This window comes from Leclercia sp. AS011, from assembly GCF_037152535.1.
In the GTDB taxonomy this organism is placed as follows: Bacteria; Pseudomonadota; Gammaproteobacteria; order Enterobacterales; family Enterobacteriaceae; genus Enterobacter.
Genome location: NZ_JBBCMA010000004.1, coordinates 262,985 through 280,880 on the forward strand (window position 1 = coordinate 262,985; position 17,896 = coordinate 280,880).

Genomic DNA, 17,896 nt, shown 5'->3' on the forward strand with positions numbered 1-17,896 from the left:
TACAGGCCGGGCAAACGCAGTGCCGCCCGGCGCAGTTCCTGTCAGGCACTACAGTACTTCTTCCGGATCACCACCACGATGGTGCCCACCAGCCCGGCAACCAGCAGGAATACCGGCAGGATCATCAGGAAGGTCATGACCTGATCTTCATGGTGTTTAACGAAGGGGATCATATTCAGCGCATAGCCGAGGGTGGTTACCACCCCGACCCACAGCAGCGCGCTCAGCCAGTTAAAGAACTGGAAGCGACGGTTCGAGAGGCCGGAGATGCCCGCCATGGTAGGCAGCAGGGTACGCACAAAGGCCAGGAAACGCCCGGCGAGCAGCGCCAGCAGGCCGTGGCGATCGAACATGCAGGTCGCCCGCTGATGGTATTTATGCGGCAACTGCGCCAGCCAGCTTTTCACCACCCGCGTATTGCCGAGCCAGCGGCCCTGCAAATAGCTCAGCCAGCAGCCCAGGCTGGCGGCGGAGGTCAGGATCACCATCGTCGGCGCGAAGTCCATCACCCCTTTACCGATTAACGCGCCCGCCAGCAGCAGCAGGCTGTCGCCCGGTAAAAATGAGGCAGGCAGTAGCCCGTTTTCCAGAAACAGCGTGGCGAACATTACCAGATAAACAATCCCCACCACGTGTGGGTCCGCCAGTGCTGCAAAATCGTGTTGCCAGAGTGCAGCGATAATCTCTTGAATAACAGCCATGGGCTTTCCTGTGGAACAGCATATATAGGGCTATTGTACTCCCTATTTCGCCTGCGGGCTTTGATCGCAGGCGCAACAAATCAGACTTTTCTGCCCCTAATGTGGAGAAAAGTGTCCGCAGCGTGTTTTTAAGACGCCTGGCTACTCGATACGCGCAAATCCGGCCTCTAAATCGGCAATCAAATCTTCGACATTTTCCAGACCGATATGCAGACGGATCAGGGTGCCGGTAAAGTCCACTTCCCCGCCCGGACGCAGCCCGGCAATCTGCTCTGGCTGGTTCGGCAGGATCAGCGACTCAAAGCCGCCCCACGAGTAGGCCATGCTGAACAGCGAGAAGTTATCGAGGTAGTTTGCCAGCTCGTCATTGCTCAGCCGCTTGTTGAGCACAAACGAGAACAGGCCGCTGCTGCCCGTAAAGTCACGTTGCCAGAACTCATGCCCGACGCTGCCCGGCAGCGCCGGATGGTTGACGCGCGCCACCTGCGGATGCTGTGCCAGCCACTGGGCGATCTGCAGGCTGCTTTCATGATGCTGGCGCAGGCGCACGCTCAGGGTGCGCAGGCCACGGCTGGTCATGTAGGCGGTATCCGCATCCACCATCTGCCCCATCAGATAGGCATTTTCACGCAGCTGATCCCAGCAGCGGGCGTTGGAGACCGCGGTGCCGATCATGCCGTCCGAGTGGCCGATCAGGTATTTGGTCGCCGCCTGAATTGAAATGTCGATACCAAAATCGAGCGCCTTAAACAGCACGCCTGCCGCCCAGGTGTTGTCGATCATGATGATGGCGTCCGGCGCTCTGCTACGAACCGCTTTTACAATGGCCGGAACGTCATGCACTTCCATGGTGAGGGAGCCTGGCGATTCGAGGAACACCACCCGGGTATTGGGTTGGATCAGATCGGCAATCTCCGCGCCGATCTGCGGATCGAACCAGCCGGTGGTCACGCCCAGCTTGCTGAGGATTTTGGTACAGAAGTCCTGGCTCGGTTCATAGGCGGTGTTGGTCATCAGGATATGGTCGCCCTGCTCGACAAACGCCAGAATGGTATTGGCCACTGCCGCCGCGCCGCAGGGGAACAGCGCGCAGCCCGCGCCACCTTCCAGCTCGCACATCGCTTCCTGTAACGAGAAGTGGGTCAGCGTGCCGCGACGTCCGTAAAACAGCCCGCCCTTTGCCCGGTTACGGGTGGCGTGCTTTTTCTCCTCGACAGTATCAAACACCAGCGACGAGGCGCGCTGAATCACGCTGTTTACCGAGCCGAGGGTGTATTTCTTGCTGCGTCCCGCCTGGACAAGGGTGGTATCAAGATGTTTCTCTTTCATGTTTGCCAACCTGTTTTTATACGTCTGGACGTCCACACTACCATGAAAGTAAAAATGGTCGCGAGAAGGGTGGTGGGATCAGCGGAAAATTTTTTAAAATTTGTTTCCGGGAAATTTTTCCTGCGTAAGCGCAAGGAAAATGAAACGAATTTACGGCACTATGTAAATACTAATGAGAACTACTATCAATTCGACGCTGTTTTGATATTATTATGCTCAGAATTTGTGATTTGCGTCCTGGAGATAGCGAGTGGGTAATAATTTGATGCAGACGGATCTCTCCGTCTGGGGTATGTATCATCATGCCGACATCGTAGTAAAGATTGTGATGATCGGCTTGATTCTGGCGTCTGTCGTCACCTGGGCTATTTTCTTTAGTAAGAGCGTGGAGCTGCTTTCGCACAAGCGCCGTCTTAAGCGCGAACAGCAGCAGCTGGCCGAAGCCCGCACCCTGAATCAGGCGAGCGACATGAGCGCTTCCTTCCAGGCCAAAAGCCTGACCACCCTGTTAATCAACGAAGCCCAGAACGAGCTCGAACTCTCTGCTGGCAGCGAAGATAACGAAGGTATCAAAGAGCGTACCGGCTTCCGTCTCGAGCGTCGCGTTGCGGCCATCGGTCGTCATATGGGGCGCGGTAACGGCTACCTGGCGACTATCGGTGCGATTTCGCCGTTCGTCGGTCTGTTCGGTACGGTCTGGGGCATCATGAACAGCTTTATCGGCATCGCCCAGACCCAGACCACCAACCTCGCGGTTGTGGCCCCCGGCATCGCAGAAGCCCTGCTGGCGACGGCGATTGGTCTGGTTGCCGCTATCCCGGCGGTGGTCATCTATAACATCTTCGCCCGCATGATCGGCAGCTACAAAGCGACCCTCGGTGACGTTGCCGCTCAGGTTCTGCTGCTGCAAAGCCGCGATCTGGACCTCAGCGCCAGCGCGGTCAAGCCGGTCCGTTCTGCTCAGAAATTACACTTAGGTTGATTCGCGATGGCAATGCGTCTTAATGAAAATCTGGACGATAACGGCGAAATGCACGAAATCAACGTGACGCCGTTTATCGACGTCATGCTGGTTCTGCTGATTATCTTCATGGTTGCTGCGCCGCTGGCGACGGTGGACGTGAAGGTGAATCTGCCTGCCTCATCCAGCCAGCCGCAGCCGCGCCCGGAAAAACCGATTTATCTCTCCGTGAAGGCCGATAAATCTATGTTCCTGGGTAACGATCCGGTAACGGATGAGTCGGTGATCCCGGCGCTGAATACCCTGACCGACGGCAAGAAAGACACCACCGTCTTCTTCCGTGCCGACAAGACCGTCGACTACGAAACCATGATGAAGGTAATGGACACGCTGCATCAGGCGGGTTACCTGAAGATTGGCCTGGTAGGCGAAGAGAAAACAGTCGCGAAATAAACAATAACGGCACCCCTTGAGGTGCCGTTTTTGTTTTTGCCGGGTGGCGGCCGGCCTATTTGTAGGCCCGGTAAGCGTAGCGCCACCGGGCAATGCGTTAAACTACCCCAGATGCTCCCCGCCGCACACCCCGTGCACTTCCGCGGTCACATAGCTTGATTCCTGACTTGCCAGATAGACATACACCGGTGCCAGCTCCGCAGGCTGCCCTGCGCGCTTCATCGGCGTCTGCTGACCAAACTGCGGGATTTTCTCCTGCGGCTGACCGCCGGAGATTTGCAGCGCCGTCCAGATAGGTCCCGGGGCCACTACGTTGACGCGCACGCCGCTCTCGGCCACCTGTTTCGCCAGCCCGCGGCTGAAGTTAAGGATCGCCGCTTTAGTAGAGGCATAGTCCAGCAGGTGTGGACTCGGCTGATAGGCCTGAATCGACGAAGTGGTAATAATGCTCGCCCCGGCTGGCAGCAGCGGCAACGCCTCCTGGGTTATCCAGAACAGCGCCAGCACGTTCACCGTATAGGTCTCTTTAAACTGCTCCGTTGTCAGGTCGGCAATCTTCTCGACCGCCACCTGCTTGCCGGCCACCAGGGCCAGCACATCCAGTCCACCCAGTTCCTGATGGGCTTTATGCACCAGCGAACGGGCAAATTTTTCATCGCTCAGGTCGCCGGGGATCAGCACCGCTCTGCGTCCGGCTTCTTCTATCAGCTGCTTAACCTGCTGCGCATCCTCTTCTTCAGCGGGCAGGTAGTTAATAGCGACGTCTGCGCCTTCACGCGCGTAAGCGATGGCGGCAGCGCGTCCAATACCTGAATCGCCCCCTGTCACCAGCGCCTTACGATCCTGTAGTCTGCCGCTGCCTTTATAGCTCTTCTCGCCGCAGTCCGGCACCGGATCCATCTTGCTCTGCACACCAGGGACGGGCTGCTTCTGTTTGGGGTATTCGCCGGTGTAGTACTGGGTGGTGGGGTCCTGAATTTTGCTCTGGGAATTTGCCATTGAGGTTCTCCTTGAGTGGGTGATCAGGCTTTAAGCTTAGGAGAATCAACCGGCAAGTGAGGATCATTCAGGATAATCCTTAAATAAAAGCAACAGGCGGAGCGGGACGAACTGGCGGGGGGTTACGGTTTTTGCGCAGGAGGCGTTGCTTTCGCGGCCAGCACCTCTTCATTCAGCGCAACGGTGGTCACGCTGGTGGTGCGATAGCCTTCATCGGCCAGTTTACGGGTGACGCGCAGGGTGGCAGTTTCACGTGCCCGCAAATACTGATAATTGGTTTCGAGGCGGGCCAGTATTTTTTCTTTTAAGTCTGGCCGCTGCGCCATAATGGCGTTAATTGTCGCGCCGTAGATCTCTTCTTTAACCTGTAACGGATAAATTTCCCGGCGATTCTGCCATTTCAGGCGCACCAGGCCCGCCGGAATAGAGAGCAGCTCTTTTGCAATGCGTTGTATTTCCGCATTTTTAATCTCTTTCAGCGCTGCCAGGTTTTGCTCTAAGATAAATTCATCGCTCTTTTTATCATCTAAAGCTAAATAAACGTTGTTGTTATCAACATCCTTCACGTTATTCATCCTCTAGCTTATAGAAAATAGGCGTGTTTTTTTCGCAAGTAATTAGATTCAGCCAGATATCATTACCGGCTTCGTTAATCTCATCGGTTTTTTCCGTCAATATTTGACTTAGTGCCTGCGCATCTATTTCCCCTTCCGCTTGCAGGTCATTGAGCAGGCGGGCGAAGACCTCGATTTTAACCACCCGGAATAACCGGTCCTTTATATGGCGGTCATGCTCTTCGAGCAACATATTGCGGGAGTTACCGGTACGGGTAACACCAATTAATATTTCAGGCGCGTAATCCGCGAGTGTTCTTTTCCCTTTAGTGAAATTTGCATTGCTTTCTGCTTCTGGTGGTGTCGGTTCCACGGTAGAAATGTGAAACTTAGCCGGAACCAGATTGTCGGGCAACATTTTATATTTCCTTTAATTTCAACAGGGTGGGGTTGTCTGGAGTGTGAGATTCGTTGACAATAACATGAGGCAAATTTAAAATCAAAAAAAATGGAGCCTGCCTATATGAACAGCATTTTTTATACTGTCATTACTTTGTTATTGCTTACCGCCGTGGTTCTTTTATTGATGAAAGAGTTCAATAAAAGCAGCGACGCAGAGAACGCGCACAACCCTGCCCAACCAGAGCGCATGTCTAAAGAAGAGGGCGAAGACCATTTTTCTGTGTTAATGAATGCGATTACGCCGGTTTGGTACTGGCGCGTTAATCATGAATATATAGATTTTCTCCATGCCACAATTAAACGAATGAATATGGTGGAAATAAATAGCATTCCTGACCTGTTTGAGGCGCAGCGTCGTTGCAGCGATCTTAACTCGGCGGTTTACAAATATTACGACAATATCAAGAAGCGCTGCCTTAATGGTGAGAAAGTGTCGCATTCCGATCTGGAGGTAATGAACCTGCGCCAGTGTTTCCGCGAGTTCAGCCTGGAGGCTTATCCGTCGCTGGTGGTACTGGTTTGGCCGGAATATCAACGGCCTGTCGTGAAGCCGGAGCAGGTATAGGGTCTGTGTTGTTTAGTTGTTGCAAACACTTTGCCGCGTTGCGATATACTGGATGCTGGTTTCGTTTGCAGACAGGACTTTATGGAACGCTTTTTTGAAAACGCAATGTATGCCTCCCGCTGGCTGTTAGCCCCGGTCTATTTTGGCCTCTCGCTGGCGCTTGTGGCCCTATGTATTAAATTCTTCCAGGAAATTTTTCACGTCCTGCCGCATATTTTCAGCATCGCAGAATCCGACCTGATCCTGGTGCTGCTGTCGCTGGTGGATATGACCCTGGTTGGCGGCCTGCTGGTGATGGTGATGTTCTCAGGCTATGAAAATTTTGTCTCGCAGCTGGATATTTCGTCCGATAAAGAGAAGCTCAGCTGGCTGGGCAAAATGGATGCCTCGTCGCTGAAAAACAAAGTCGCCGCCTCGATTGTGGCCATCTCGTCGATTCACCTGCTGCGGGTGTTTATGGACGCCAAAAATATCCCGGATAACAAGCTGATGTGGTACGTGATCATTCACCTGACGTTTGTGCTGTCAGCGTTTGTGATGGGGTATCTGGATAAGCTGAGCCGGAAGTAAACCGGGTTTTGTAGGCCGGGTAAGCGCAGCGCCACCCGGCTTTTTTGTTATTTATCTGATGACGCCTGCCACAGATTCAACTGCCCGTCGGCCACGTGCTGGTCAATCCGCTGCAGCTCCTCTTCGCTAAAGTGCAGATTATTCAGCGCCTGCACGTTCTCTTCCAGCTGCTCCGTGCGGCTGGCACCAATCAGTACCGAGGTCACGCGCTCATCCTTCAGCAGCCAGCTCAGGGCCATCTGCGCCATCGTCTGACCGCGCGCCTCAGCCATCCCGTTCAGTAAACGCAGACTGTTCAGATTAGCTTCGGTCAGCATATTCTCGGTCAGGCCGCGTACCTTTTTGCCTTCGCGCTGCATGCGGGAGCCGTCAGGAATGCCGTTCAGGTACTTCCCGGTCAGCAGCCCCTGCGCCAGCGGGGTAAAGGCGATACAGCCTGTGCCGTTGGCTTCCAGGGTATCCAGCAGGCCGCTTTTGTCCACCCAGCGGTTAAGCAGGTTGTAAGAGGGCTGATGGATAAGCAGCGGGATCTTCCACTCGCGCAGCAGATCCGCCATTTTCTGGGTCCGTTCCGGGGAATAGGACGAGATGCCGACATACAGCGCTTTCCCGCTCTGCACCGCCTGCGCCAGCGCAGAGGCGGTCTCTTCCATCGGCGTGTTTTCATCTACCCGGTGGGAATAGAAGATATCCACGTACTCCAGTCCCATCCGCTTCAGGCTCTGATCGAGACTGGCGAGCAGGTACTTGCGCGAACCGCCCGCCCCGTACGGACCCGGCCACATGTCATAGCCCGCTTTGGTGGAGATAATCAGCTCATCGCGATACGCCGCGAAGTCGTCGCGCAGCAGGCGGCCAAAATTTTCCTCCGCACTGCCCGGCGGTGGGCCATAGTTATTGGCGAGATCAAAATGGGTGATGCCGCAGTCGAAGGCTTTACGCAGCAGGGCGCGCTGGGAATCGAGGGCGTGGACGTGGCCAAAGCTGTGCCACAGACCGAGTGACAGGGCGGGCAGGCGCAGGCCGCTTTTCCCGCAATAACGGTACTGCATATTCTCGTAGCGGTCCGGAGAGGCGTTCCAGGGCATGATGTCTCCTTTCTTAGTGATTGATTTTCGAAACAGCGTTTCTATTCTATCCTTAGTTCGTTCACAATTCATGGAGATATGCGATGACGCGTATGACCGCCAAAGACTTTCCTCAGGAATTGCTCGACTACTACGATTATTACGCTCACGGCAAAATCAACAAACGTGAGTTCCTCAACCTGGCTGCCCGCTATGCCGTCGGTGGCGTTACGGCGCTGGCGCTGTTCAATATGCTCAAGCCCAACTACGCCCTCGCCGAGCAGGTAAAGTTTACCGATCCCGATATTCTGCCCGAGTACATCACCTATCCCTCGCCGGACGGCCATGGCCAGGTGCGCGGCTATCTGGTGAAACCGGCCAAAGCCACGGGCAAAGTCCCGGCGGTGGTGGTGGTGCATGAAAACCGCGGGCTTAACCCCTACATTGAGGATGTGGCGCGTCGGGTAGCGAAAGCGGGCTACATCGCTCTGGCACCGGATGGCTTAAGCTCGGTGGGCGGTTATCCCGGCAACGATGAGGAGGGGAAGGTTCTGCAGCAGAAGGTCGATCCCACGAAGCTGATGAATGACTTTTTTGCCGCCGTCGGGTTTATGGAAAAACACCCGGATGCCACGGGCAAGGTGGGGATCACCGGCTTCTGCTACGGCGGCGGGGTCTCTAACGCTGCGGCGGTTGCCTGGCCTGAGCTGGCCTGCGCGGTACCTTTCTATGGCCGCCAGCCTCCGGCAGCAGACGTCGCCAAAATTAAGGCACCCTTGCTGCTGCATTATGCCGAGCTCGACAAGAATGTTAACGAGGGCTGGCCAGCTTATGAAGCCGCGCTTAAATCTAACGGCAAAGTGTATGAAGCCTGGATCTATCCTGGCGTAAACCACGGATTCCACAACGATTCTACCCCGCGTTACGACGAACCCGCCGCGGAATTAGCCTGGAAAAGAACCCTGGGATGGTTTGAAAAATATTTGAGTTAACCTGCCGGAAAATACCCGGCAGAGATCCTGATGCCGGGTTCAGGTTATTTATTATTAGGGTGCAGATATATGCTCTTTATTTGCATCATTATGAAATATAAAGGCGGATTATTTTAAGGGGTAATGCCATCGATGCCCTTTTTTAATTTCCACACTTATTAAACAGAAATGAAAAGTTTTATAAAATAACCAATAAAGGGTATCGCTTCGCATTTTATTGCCGATAACGAAGGGAATACTCGTCTCCGGACGAGATCTCCCTCACGGCAAGGAAATATCTATGCAAGTGTTTCGTAATTTCACGATCCGGTTCGTCATGCTGACGATTCTGGGGATTTTCTGTTTAATGTGGGCGGGGGTTGGGCTGTATGGCTCCTGGGCGCTGTCGCGCGTTGCCGATGGCAATGACGTCGATCGTCAACTGGTCAAACAGATGACCGTGCTCAGCCAGGGCAACGATCAGTACTTCCGCTTTGTCACCCGTCTGACCCGGGCGATGGACGTGCAGGCGGCAGGCGGTACGGCGGATCTCACCTCCGTCCAGCAGGCGCTGGACACCATGAGCAAAAAGCTCGCTGAGATGAAAGCCATGTCGCCGGGGCCGATGGATGCGCAGATCTCCTCTCAGGTGATCGCCAGCTGGCAGGCGCTGCTGGAGAACGGCGTAAAACCCCAGATGCAGCTCGCGCAGCAGGGCAATCTCGACGCCTATCGCCAGCAGGCGAATAACGTTACCCCGCCGCTGAGCCGCGCCTTTGGCGACAGTGCCGGACAGTTCAATAAAGCCGCCGACAGCATTCTCGACCGCACCCGCGTGACCGTTGACGGCCTCACCAGCTTCACCCGCACGGTGATCATCACCGCGACCCTTATCGGTCTGCTGATCCTGCTGTTCGCCGATCGTTACCTGGTCGCCATGCTGGTGAAACCGTTGGATCAGCTCCGCTACCACTTTCGTCAGATTGCCCAGGGCGATCTCAGCCAGCCGATTGCCCCCTTTGGCCGTAACTGCGTGGGCCAGCTGGTGCCGCTGCTGACGGCGATGCAGGACAGCCTGCGCGAGGCGGTCAGCACCATCCGCGCCGGCAGCGAGAATATCTGGCGCGGTGCCACGGAGATCTCCTCCGGCAATAACGATCTTTCATCACGAACCGAAGAGCAGGCGGCGGCGCTGGAAGAGACGGCGGCCAGCATGGAGCAGCTCACCGCCACGGTGAAGCTCAATGCCGACAATGCCCGTCAGGCCAGCGAGCTGGCGGATGTGGCCTCTGTCACCGCCAGCCGGGGCGGGGCGCTGGTGGAAAACGTGGTTCACACCATGACCGGTATCTCCGTCAGCTCGAAGAAGATCGCGGAGATCACCAGCGTCATCAACAGCATCGCCTTCCAGACCAATATTCTGGCCCTCAACGCGGCGGTGGAAGCGGCGCGTGCGGGAGAGCAGGGGCGTGGCTTTGCGGTGGTGGCGGGCGAGGTGCGTAATCTCGCCAGCCGCAGCGCCAATGCGGCGAAAGAGATCGAGGGGCTGATCGCCGACTCCGTCTCCCGCGTGGAAGACGGGGCCCGACTGGTGAACGACACCGGCACTACCATGGAAGCGGTGCTGCGCGACATCACCGGCGTGACCACCATCATGAAGCAGATTGCTGCCGCCTCGGAAGAGCAGAGCAAAGGTATTTCCCAGGTGGGAGTGGCGATCACCCAGATGGACGGCGTGACCCAGCAGAACGCCTCGCTGGTGGAGCAGGTGTCGGCCGCGGCCTCCGCGCTGGAGCGTCAGACCGAGGAGCTGCAACGCTCGGTGCAGAAGTTCCGTCTGGCGAGCTAACGGCGGGCGAGCGGTACGTCGCTGATCAACTGGGTCACCTGTGAGAGGTGGCCTATTTTCACTTCGCTGGCGCGCGGAAACTTGCTTCTGTCGATCAGCAGCAGCGACTGGCTGGCGCGGCTGAGCAATTGCGTCTTAAACCCGGCACTGTGCGGGGTGGGATCCCACATCACACCCTGCTCATCCACCCCTTCGCACGAGAAAATAAACAGGTCGATCTCCAGCGCCTTCAGCTGCGTCACCAGGGCCGGATTCACATAGCAGCGATATTTGCGCTCCAGCGTCCCGCCCGAGCAGATCAGGGTGATGCGTTCGCGCTTCGCCATCTCATGGCAGATTGGCAGGCTGTTGGTAAACACCGTCAGGGCGATATCCGGCAGCTGCCGCGCCAGGTGAAAGCAGGTTGAACTCGCATCGAGGGCGAGGGTCATCCCCTCGCTGACCCAGTCGAGGGCGTGGCGGGCAATGTCGGCTTTATCGGCGTAGTGACTTTTCAGCCGTGCGCCAAAGGGTTCGCCCCCGTCGCGGTGATCCGGATGAATGGCCCGCGCCCGTCCGTGCTGGCGCACAATTTTGCCCTGCTGTTGCAGCTGCTTCAGATCGCGGCGAATCGTCTCTTTGCTGACGCTAAGCTCCGCGGCAAGGGCGTCGGTTGTCAGCCAGTCGGAGGCCGCCAGCAGGCGGATCAGATCCTGATGACGGGTGCTTTTCATGAATGGACTCCGCTGCGGGAGACCGAGATCAGCGTCTGGCCAATCGCCACGCCATTCTTGCCGGTGTGCTTAATCTGGTACATCGACCGGTCGGCGCGGCGCAGGGCGTTGACGAAATCATCCTGCTCCTGCACCTCATCGATCCCCACCGAGGCCCCCACCTGCGCCTGGCCGTTATCCAGTTCGAACGGCGTCAGGGCGGCATTCAGGCAGTGGTGCGCGGTGCTGTTCACCAGCAGACTGGTGAGCGGGAAGGGCAGCAGCAGGACAAACTCGTCCCCGCCCAGACGGCCGACTACGGCACCGGGCGGGCAGGTATCGCGCAGACGCTGGCTGAGCTGGATCAGCAGCTCATCGCCGCTGCGATGACCGAAGGTATCGTTCACCGTTTTAAAGTCATCCAGATCGATAAAGGCAATGCACATTGGGCCCTGGGCTTTGAGCTGCGCGAAATGCGTGAGCAGGGCATGGCGGTTGGCGAGGCCGGTGAGCGGATCGTGATTCGCCAGCAGGGCAAGCTGCTCCTCGTACTGCTTCTCTTTGGTCATGTCGATGTGGGTGCCGGTCACCTTCAGCGGGTTGCCTTGCTCATCCCACTCGGTAACGCGGCCACGATCCAGCACCCAGGTAACGGTGCCGTTTTTATGCTGCATCCGGTGCAGCGCTTCGTAGAAGGGCGTTTTGCCGTGCAGATGATCGTAGAAGGCATCAAGCACGTTCTGCCGGTCATCAGGGTGCAGATGGTCGCGCCAGATCTCAAACTGCGCGCTCAGCTCTTTGGGCTGATAGCCCAGCATCGAGCCCCAGCGGCGGTTATAGATAATGAGCTTCCCGGTCGGGACGTCAAGCTGCCATAAACAGAGACCCGTCCCGTCGAGCGCAGCGCTGAGCTTGTTGCGGGCGTCACGCGCCAGCCTGGCAAGCCGGGCATTATGCTTTTTGAGAATCTGAATCTGCTGTTCCAGCGCCTTTTCTGACATGCGAATAATCTGAAGAAAGAAATTATTGATGCCAGTTTACTGGATGGTTGTAAATATGCCGTTGAAAAAAGAGAGGGATTTGCGTTAGGGCCTTTTACCTCTAAAAGGGGCACGACGGCATAATCGCATCGTTGTATAATTAAATACATAACGAATGCGAGGACATGATGAAACAGCGATTTTGGCAAGCCGTAACCCTGGGCATAGTGGCTTTACTGCCCCTCTCTTCTCAGGCATCCCGCCTGATCACCGACCAGACTGGACGTCAGGTAACGATCCCCGATGAGGTCGACCGCGTGGTGGTGCTCCAGCACCAGACCCTGAACCTACTGGTGCAAATGAACGCCACCGACAAAATTGTCGGGGTGATGGCGAACTGGAAACAGCAGTTGGGCGAGGGCTACGCCCGTCTGGCCCCCGAATTGACTCAGAAAGCCACGCTGGGCGATCTTACCCACGTCGACCCGGAAAAGCTGGTGGCCCTGAAGCCGGATGTGGTGTTTGTCACCAACTACGCGCCACAGGAGATGATCGATAAGATCGGCAGCCTCGGTATTCCGGTGGTTGCTATCTCCCTGCGTCACGATGCTGCGGGAGAAAAAGCAAAAATGAACCCCACGATGGCCGACGAAGAGCAGGCGTACGATCTCGGGCTGCGCGAAGGGATCGCGCTGATTGGCGAGATTGTTAACAAGCAGCCAGAAGCGAAAGCGCTGATTGACGCCACGGATAAGGGCCGCAAGCTGGTCAGCGATCGCCTGCATTCTATCCCGGCGGAAAAACGGGTTCGTGCCTATATGGCTAATCCGGAACTGACCACCTACGGCTCCGGGAAATATACCGGCCTGATGATGGCGCATGCGGGGGCGGTTAACGTGGCGGCGGCGACCATTCAGGGCTTTAAAACCGTGGCGATGGAGCAGGTGATCGCCTGGAACCCGCAGGTGATTTTTGTCCAGGACCGCTATCCCTCCGTGGTCAACGAGATCAAAACCGGCGCGCAGTGGCAGACCATTGATGCGGTGAAAAACCAGCGCGTCTACCTGATGCCGGACTACGCCAAAGCCTGGGGCTACCCGATGCCGGAGGCGATGGGCATCGGCGAGCTGTGGATGGCGAAAAAGCTCTACCCGGAGAAGTTTAAGGACGTGGATATGCGCAAAGTAGCCAACGACTGGTATCAGCGTTTCTATCGCACCACTTATCAGGGGATCGACTGATGCGCGTGCTGGCTGCAGGCAGCCTGCGCAGGGTGTGGCCGCAATTAATGGCCCACTTCCCTGAACCGGTTGAGACCCTGTTTGGTCCGGCAGGGCTGTTACGGGAGCGTATTGAATCGGGTGAGGCTTGCGATCTCTTTGCCTCTGCCAGTCTTGATCATCCGCAGACGCTGCGGGCTGCCGGACGGGCGCAATCCGTGGTGTCGTTCGCCAGCAATAGACTCTGTCTGACCGTGCGCAGCGAGGTGCTGGGCGACAGCGATGACTGGTTCTCTGTGCTGACCCGGGCTGATTTACGGGTTGCCACCTCGACGCCTGGGGCCGATCCATCCGGGGATTACACCCGGACGCTGTTTACCCGGATGGGTGACGCTGGCGAAGCAGTGAGAATACGGGCGCTGGCGCTGGTAGGGGGACCACATTCTGCACCCATTCCGGCGGGAAGGCTGGCGGCCGAGTGGATTATCCACAGCGGGCAAGCGGAGGCCTTTATCGGGTATGCCAGCTACGCGGCACCCTTACGCGAGATCGCAGGGCTGACGGTCATTGATATTCCGGCACCCTTTAACCCGCGCGCGGAGTATGGCTGCGCGGTGATCACGCCGCAGGGAAAAGCACTCGCGGATTTTCTGGTTTCTGCAAAGGCGAAAATGATCCTACACCAGGCGGGATTTGGCGGGTAATTCTGCCGGGTGGCGCTGCGCTTACCCGGCCTACAAAAACCAATCCGTAGGCCCGGCAAGCGCAGCGTCGCCGGGCATTTGCCAGCACATTAACCCTGACGTTTGTCTTCGGTATTGGTATCGAAATCGCTGGCGGCATGACGCTCATGCAGCTGTTCGTTCAGCTCGCCGTTGGTGCGGTTAACGATGCGCCCGCGCTTCACTGCCGGACGGCTGGCGATATCTTTCGCCCAGCGCTGGACGTTCTTGTAGCTTTCCGCATCCAGGAACTCCGCCGCGCCATAGACCTGGCCGAGGGCCACGCTGCCGAACCATGGCCAGATGGCGATATCGGCGATGCTGTACTCTTCCCCCGCCACGTAGCGACCGCGCGCCAGCTGTTTATCCAGCACGTCGAACAGACGCTTGGCTTCCATGGTGAAGCGGTCAATCGCGTACTCAATTTTCACTGGCGCATAGTGATAGAAGTGACCAAACCCGCCGCCGAGGAACGGGGCCGCACCCTGCAGCCAGAACAGCCAGTTCAGGGTTTCTACCCGGCCCGCCGGATCTTTTGGCAGGAAGTGACCAAATTTCTCCGCCAGGTAGAGCAGGATATTGCCGGACTCAAACACGCGGGTTGGCGGCGTAGTGGAGTGGTCACGCAGGGCCGGAATTTTGGAGTTCGGGTTGACGTCGACAAAGCCACTGGAGAACTGATCGCCCTCGCCAATGCGGATCAGCCAGGCATCATACTCTGCGCCGGTGACACCCAGCGCCAGCAGCTCTTCCAGCAGGATCGTTACCTTCTGGCCGTTTGGTGTGCCCAGGGAGTAGAGCTGCAGCGGATGCGAACCGACCGGCAGCGCCTTGTCATGGGTGGCGCCCGAAATCGGACGGTTGATGCTGGCGAACGGGCTGCCGTTGGGGTTCTGCTTCCATTCCCAGACTTTCGCTGGCTGGTAGTTGTTGTCGGACATGTTGATCTGCCTTTTTGGGATGTGTTGAGGCAGTTTAGCAGGCATTCCGTGAAGGGTTTAACGAACTGAGCGCATAAGCATATGCACTATTCCTTCTGGCGCTTATATATATAAATTACGCATAAGCTTAATCAAAAATGGCATTTTCATTGTTAATGCGAAAGGGCTTAAAGCTGAATATGATGCGCAAACAGATATCTGTGAAAAATAAAAATTAGCAGTTAAAAAAACTTTCAAGGCAAGGAGTTAGTGAGATATGCGTAAGCCATTAGTATCTGCTGTTCTGGTCGCGCTGGCCCTGGTCGCCGCGGGCTGTGATGATGCCAAAAATAAAGAGACCGCGTCGGCCCCGGCTGCCAAAAGCGATGCGCCGAAAGAGGGCGGTTCCCTGATTATCGGCATTACCTCCGGCGATCCGCTGGCGGTTAACCCACTGTATGCCAGCGACCGTACCACCCTGACGATCATGCAGGCGCTGTATGCTCCGCTCTACAGCTTCAACGATGGCAAAATCGAATGGGGCCTGGCCGAGAGCCTGACGCCCTCCGCCGATAACCTCAGCTACACCCTGACCTTAAAACCGAATCTGAAATGGCAGGACGGCCAGCCGCTGACCGCCGATGACGTCGTCTTCACCTTCAATAAACTGCTGGAGGAGAAACAGCACAGCTTCTTCCGCAGCATGTTCACCTACGGCGGTAAGCCGGTGGCGGTGAGTAAGTTGGACGATCGCACCGTCAAGTTCACCCTGCCGCAGGTGAGCGCCGCCTTTACCGGCACCCTGGTACAGATCTACCCGATCCCGCAGCACGTCTTCGCTAATGAAGCCGATCTGGAAAAGAGCACTAAAAACGATGCACCGGTCGGTTCCGGGCCGTTCAAATTTAAAGAGTATCGCGCCGGGCAGTATTACGCCCTGACCCGCTTTGATGACTACTGGAACGGCAAAGCGAAGCTCGACTCCGTGACCTACCGTTTCGCCAAAGACAGCAACTCCGCCAACCTCGCGCTGCAAAACGGCGAGATCAACCTCAAGATGGTCGATCCGCAGGATGTGTCGCGCCTGAAGAACACCGGCAAGTTTGATTTTGTGGTCTATCCGGAAGGGCGTCTGGCCTATATGACCTTCAACCAGAACGTGCCGGTAATGAAGAGCAAAGCGCTGCGTCAGGCCATCGCATACGCCATCAATAAGGATGAGCTGACCCAGACCGCATTCACCTCGCTGGATTACGCCAAACCGGCCACCTCGTTCCTGACCCCGGATACCCTCTACCAGACGGACGACGTGGAGCAGTACAAGTTCGACCAGCAAAAAGCCAAAGATCTGCTGAAAACCGCCGGCGCACCGGCAAACCTCAAGCTGCGTCTGGCCTATGTGAACACCAATAAAACCCAGGAGAGCCAGGCGCTCTACATTCAGCAGGCGCTGAAGGGGATTGGGGTGAACGTGGAGCTGATGCCGCTCGACTCGAACGCCATGTCCCAGCGCAGCCTCGACATGAACAACACCGCCTGGGAGTTGAACCTCGGCGGCTACATCATGGGTGCCGAGCCGGATGGCTACAAATCGCTGTTCATGAGCAACGAAGCCTACAACTACGCTCACTATAAGAACCCGCAGTTCGATGCCCTGTGGGATAAAGGGGCCGTGGAGACCGACGCTGGCAAACGCGCTGAAATCTACAAGCAGATCCAGCAGACCGTGGCCAACGACATGACCTACTACCCGATTGCGTATACCAACGCCACCGTGGCGGTGGATAAACGCTTTGGCGGCACCAAAGAGGCGGAGCCGAAGCCGGTGTATCTGTTCCAGGATCTGTCAAAAATCTACCAAAAATAAGCTGTCGCCCCGGTCAACCGATCGGGGCTTTTTGTTGGGTAAGTCGTAAGGGCATGTCGTGAACACATTACTCACGCGTCGGCTGCTGCAACTGGTGCCGATGCTGTTCTTTATCTCGCTGGTGGCTTTTTTGCTGGTCAAACTCGCCCCGGGCGATCCGGTGGCGGCCTACATCACCCCGCGCATGGCACCCGAGGATATCGAGCGTATTCGCCAGAGTCTGGGGCTGGATAAGCCGCTGGTAACGCAATATTTTCTGTGGCTGAAAAACATTCTGCAGGGCGATCTGGGCTACTCGCTGATCTATCACCGCCCGGTGCTGGTGATGATTGCCGAGCGCATTCCGGCCACCCTTGGGCTGATGGGGGCCTCGCTGCTGATGGCGATTATCCTCGCCATTCCGCTGGGGCTGCTGGCCGGGGCGTTTAAACACCGCTGGCTGGATCATGTCCTGAACCTGTTCGCCTATATTGGCATCTCGGTGCCGATCTTCTGGTTCGGCATTCTGCTGATCACCGTCTTTGCCGTGCAGCTCAACTGGTTCCCCAGCATGGGGATGCGCACCATCGGCATGGAGGATAACTGGCTGGACGTTGTGCGCCACGGCGTGCTGCCGTGCATTGCGCTCACCTTCTATAACCTCTCCAGCTACGTGCGCTACATCCGCTCCAACACCATCTCGCAGCTCTCGGCCGACTACGTGCAGACCCAGCTGGCCTACGGGGCCACGCGTTCCAGCATCCTGTTCCGTCATGTGCTGAAAAACGTGCTGCTGCCGGTGATCACCCTGTTTGGCCTGTCGTTTGGCGAGCTGGTGGTCGGCGCCTATGTCACCGAGAGCGTCTTCTCCTGGCCGGGCATGGGATTACTGGGGATCCAGTCGATCACTTCCCTCGACTACCCGCTGATTATGGCGATCATCATGCTCTCATCGCTGATGCTGATCGTCGGCAACCTGATCGCCGATCTGTTATATCGCTTCGCCGATCCCCGCATACGTACCCTGAGGTAATC

General features: G+C 56.7%; 19 protein-coding genes and 1 pseudogene. 10 read left to right on the plus strand and 10 right to left on the minus strand.

The genetic code is table 11. The features are described 5' to 3' along the window. Window positions 1–41: 41 nt before the first annotated feature. Window positions 42–701: a DedA family general envelope maintenance protein YghB gene (yghB, locus tag WFO70_RS17345; protein WP_337017847.1), complete on the minus strand. Its 660-nt coding sequence runs from the start codon at window positions 699–701 to the stop codon at window positions 42–44. 141 nt (window positions 702–842) lie between these two features. After that, entirely contained in the window at window positions 843–2,030 is a 1,188-nt protein-coding gene (metC, locus tag WFO70_RS17350; protein WP_337017849.1) for a cystathionine beta-lyase, read from the minus strand. 250 nt (window positions 2,031–2,280) lie between these two features. On the opposite strand from metC, the gene exbB reads away from it, so the two are divergent. Further along, complete coding sequence (exbB, locus tag WFO70_RS17355; RefSeq protein ID WP_337017850.1) at window positions 2,281–3,012, plus strand: tol-pal system-associated acyl-CoA thioesterase; 732 nt, start codon at window positions 2,281–2,283, stop codon at window positions 3,010–3,012. A 6-nt stretch (window positions 3,013–3,018) separates the two neighbouring features. After that, window positions 3,019–3,444: a TonB system transport protein ExbD gene (gene exbD, locus WFO70_RS17360; protein WP_337017852.1), complete on the plus strand. Its 426-nt coding sequence runs from the start codon at window positions 3,019–3,021 to the stop codon at window positions 3,442–3,444. A 102-nt stretch (window positions 3,445–3,546) separates the two neighbouring features. On the opposite strand, the gene WFO70_RS17365 is transcribed toward exbD, so the two are convergent. The 3 genes from WFO70_RS17365 to WFO70_RS17375 form a co-directional block, all read right to left on the minus strand. Further along, on the minus strand, window positions 3,547–4,443 hold the full coding sequence (locus tag WFO70_RS17365) for an SDR family oxidoreductase (RefSeq protein ID WP_337017854.1): 897 nt from the start codon (window positions 4,441–4,443) through the stop codon (window positions 3,547–3,549). A gap of 122 nt (window positions 4,444–4,565) precedes the next feature. Further along, a complete protein-coding gene (locus WFO70_RS17370; RefSeq protein ID WP_337017856.1) occupies window positions 4,566–5,018 on the minus strand; it encodes a cytoplasmic protein in 453 nt (150 codons plus the stop codon). Further along, window positions 5,011–5,415, minus strand: a complete 405-nt coding sequence (locus WFO70_RS17375; protein ID WP_337017857.1) for a hypothetical protein — start codon at window positions 5,413–5,415, stop codon at window positions 5,011–5,013. The genes WFO70_RS17370 and WFO70_RS17375 overlap by 8 nt, the downstream gene beginning before the upstream one ends. A gap of 105 nt (window positions 5,416–5,520) precedes the next feature. Between WFO70_RS17375 and WFO70_RS17380 the strand changes: the two genes are divergently transcribed. Continuing rightward, window positions 5,521–6,024, plus strand: coding sequence for an ESA_00282 family adhesion-associated protein (locus tag WFO70_RS17380; RefSeq protein ID WP_337017859.1), 504 nt, complete (start codon window positions 5,521–5,523; stop codon window positions 6,022–6,024). 81 nt (window positions 6,025–6,105) lie between these two features. After that, entirely contained in the window at window positions 6,106–6,594 is a 489-nt protein-coding gene (locus tag WFO70_RS17385) for a TIGR00645 family protein (protein WP_337017861.1), read from the plus strand. Between the two features lie 47 nt (window positions 6,595–6,641). Here the strand turns inward: WFO70_RS17385 and WFO70_RS17390 are convergent, their stop codons facing one another. After that, window positions 6,642–7,682 carry an aldo/keto reductase gene (locus tag WFO70_RS17390; protein ID WP_337017862.1) on the minus strand — a complete coding sequence of 347 codons (1,041 nt, stop codon included), beginning with the start codon at window positions 7,680–7,682 and terminating at the stop codon, window positions 6,642–6,644. Between the two features lie 83 nt (window positions 7,683–7,765). Here WFO70_RS17390 and yghX point away from each other — a divergent pair, with 83 nt between their 5' ends. Both yghX and WFO70_RS17400 read left to right on the plus strand, forming a co-directional pair. Then, complete coding sequence (gene yghX, locus WFO70_RS17395; RefSeq protein WP_156264632.1) at window positions 7,766–8,653, plus strand: YghX family hydrolase; 888 nt, start codon at window positions 7,766–7,768, stop codon at window positions 8,651–8,653. Between the two features lie 280 nt (window positions 8,654–8,933). Then, on the plus strand, window positions 8,934–10,481 hold the full coding sequence (locus WFO70_RS17400) for a methyl-accepting chemotaxis protein (RefSeq protein ID WP_337017866.1): 1,548 nt from the start codon (window positions 8,934–8,936) through the stop codon (window positions 10,479–10,481). Here WFO70_RS17400 and fucR read toward each other — a convergent pair. The 3 genes and pseudogenes from fucR to WFO70_RS22540 form a co-directional block, all read right to left on the minus strand. Continuing rightward, entirely contained in the window at window positions 10,478–11,194 is a 717-nt protein-coding gene (fucR, locus tag WFO70_RS17405) for an L-fucose operon activator (RefSeq protein ID WP_337017868.1), read from the minus strand. The two genes, WFO70_RS17400 and fucR, sit on opposite strands and share 4 nt — an antisense overlap. Beyond that, complete coding sequence (locus WFO70_RS22535) at window positions 11,191–11,658, minus strand: GGDEF domain-containing protein (RefSeq protein ID WP_442913398.1); 468 nt, start codon at window positions 11,656–11,658, stop codon at window positions 11,191–11,193. The genes fucR and WFO70_RS22535 overlap by 4 nt, the downstream gene beginning before the upstream one ends. Window positions 11,659–11,760: 102 nt before the next feature. Then, window positions 11,761–12,174, minus strand: a pseudogene (locus tag WFO70_RS22540) (PAS domain-containing protein); the annotation flags it as partial. A gap of 167 nt (window positions 12,175–12,341) precedes the next feature. Here WFO70_RS22540 and WFO70_RS17415 point away from each other — a divergent pair. Both WFO70_RS17415 and WFO70_RS17420 read left to right on the plus strand, forming a co-directional pair. Continuing rightward, window positions 12,342–13,394 (plus strand): ABC transporter substrate-binding protein, encoded by a 1,053-nt coding sequence (locus WFO70_RS17415; RefSeq protein WP_337017872.1) that lies wholly within the window; start codon window positions 12,342–12,344, stop codon window positions 13,392–13,394. Then, window positions 13,394–14,077, plus strand: coding sequence for a molybdate ABC transporter substrate-binding protein (locus WFO70_RS17420; RefSeq protein ID WP_337017873.1), 684 nt, complete (start codon window positions 13,394–13,396; stop codon window positions 14,075–14,077). Before WFO70_RS17415 ends, WFO70_RS17420 begins: the two co-directional genes overlap by 1 nt. An 89-nt stretch (window positions 14,078–14,166) precedes the next feature. Here WFO70_RS17420 and yghU read toward each other — a convergent pair whose 3' ends face one another. Then, window positions 14,167–15,036, minus strand: coding sequence for a glutathione-dependent disulfide-bond oxidoreductase (gene yghU / locus WFO70_RS17425; RefSeq protein WP_337017875.1), 870 nt, complete (start codon window positions 15,034–15,036; stop codon window positions 14,167–14,169). Between the two features lie 256 nt (window positions 15,037–15,292). On the opposite strand from yghU, the gene WFO70_RS17430 reads away from it, so the two are divergent. Continuing rightward, entirely contained in the window at window positions 15,293–16,882 is a 1,590-nt protein-coding gene (locus tag WFO70_RS17430) for an ABC transporter substrate-binding protein (RefSeq protein ID WP_337017877.1), read from the plus strand. A 58-nt stretch (window positions 16,883–16,940) separates the two neighbouring features. Beyond that, window positions 16,941–17,894: an ABC transporter permease gene (locus WFO70_RS17435; RefSeq protein WP_337017879.1), complete on the plus strand. Its 954-nt coding sequence runs from the start codon at window positions 16,941–16,943 to the stop codon at window positions 17,892–17,894. Window positions 17,895–17,896 lie beyond the last annotated feature (2 nt).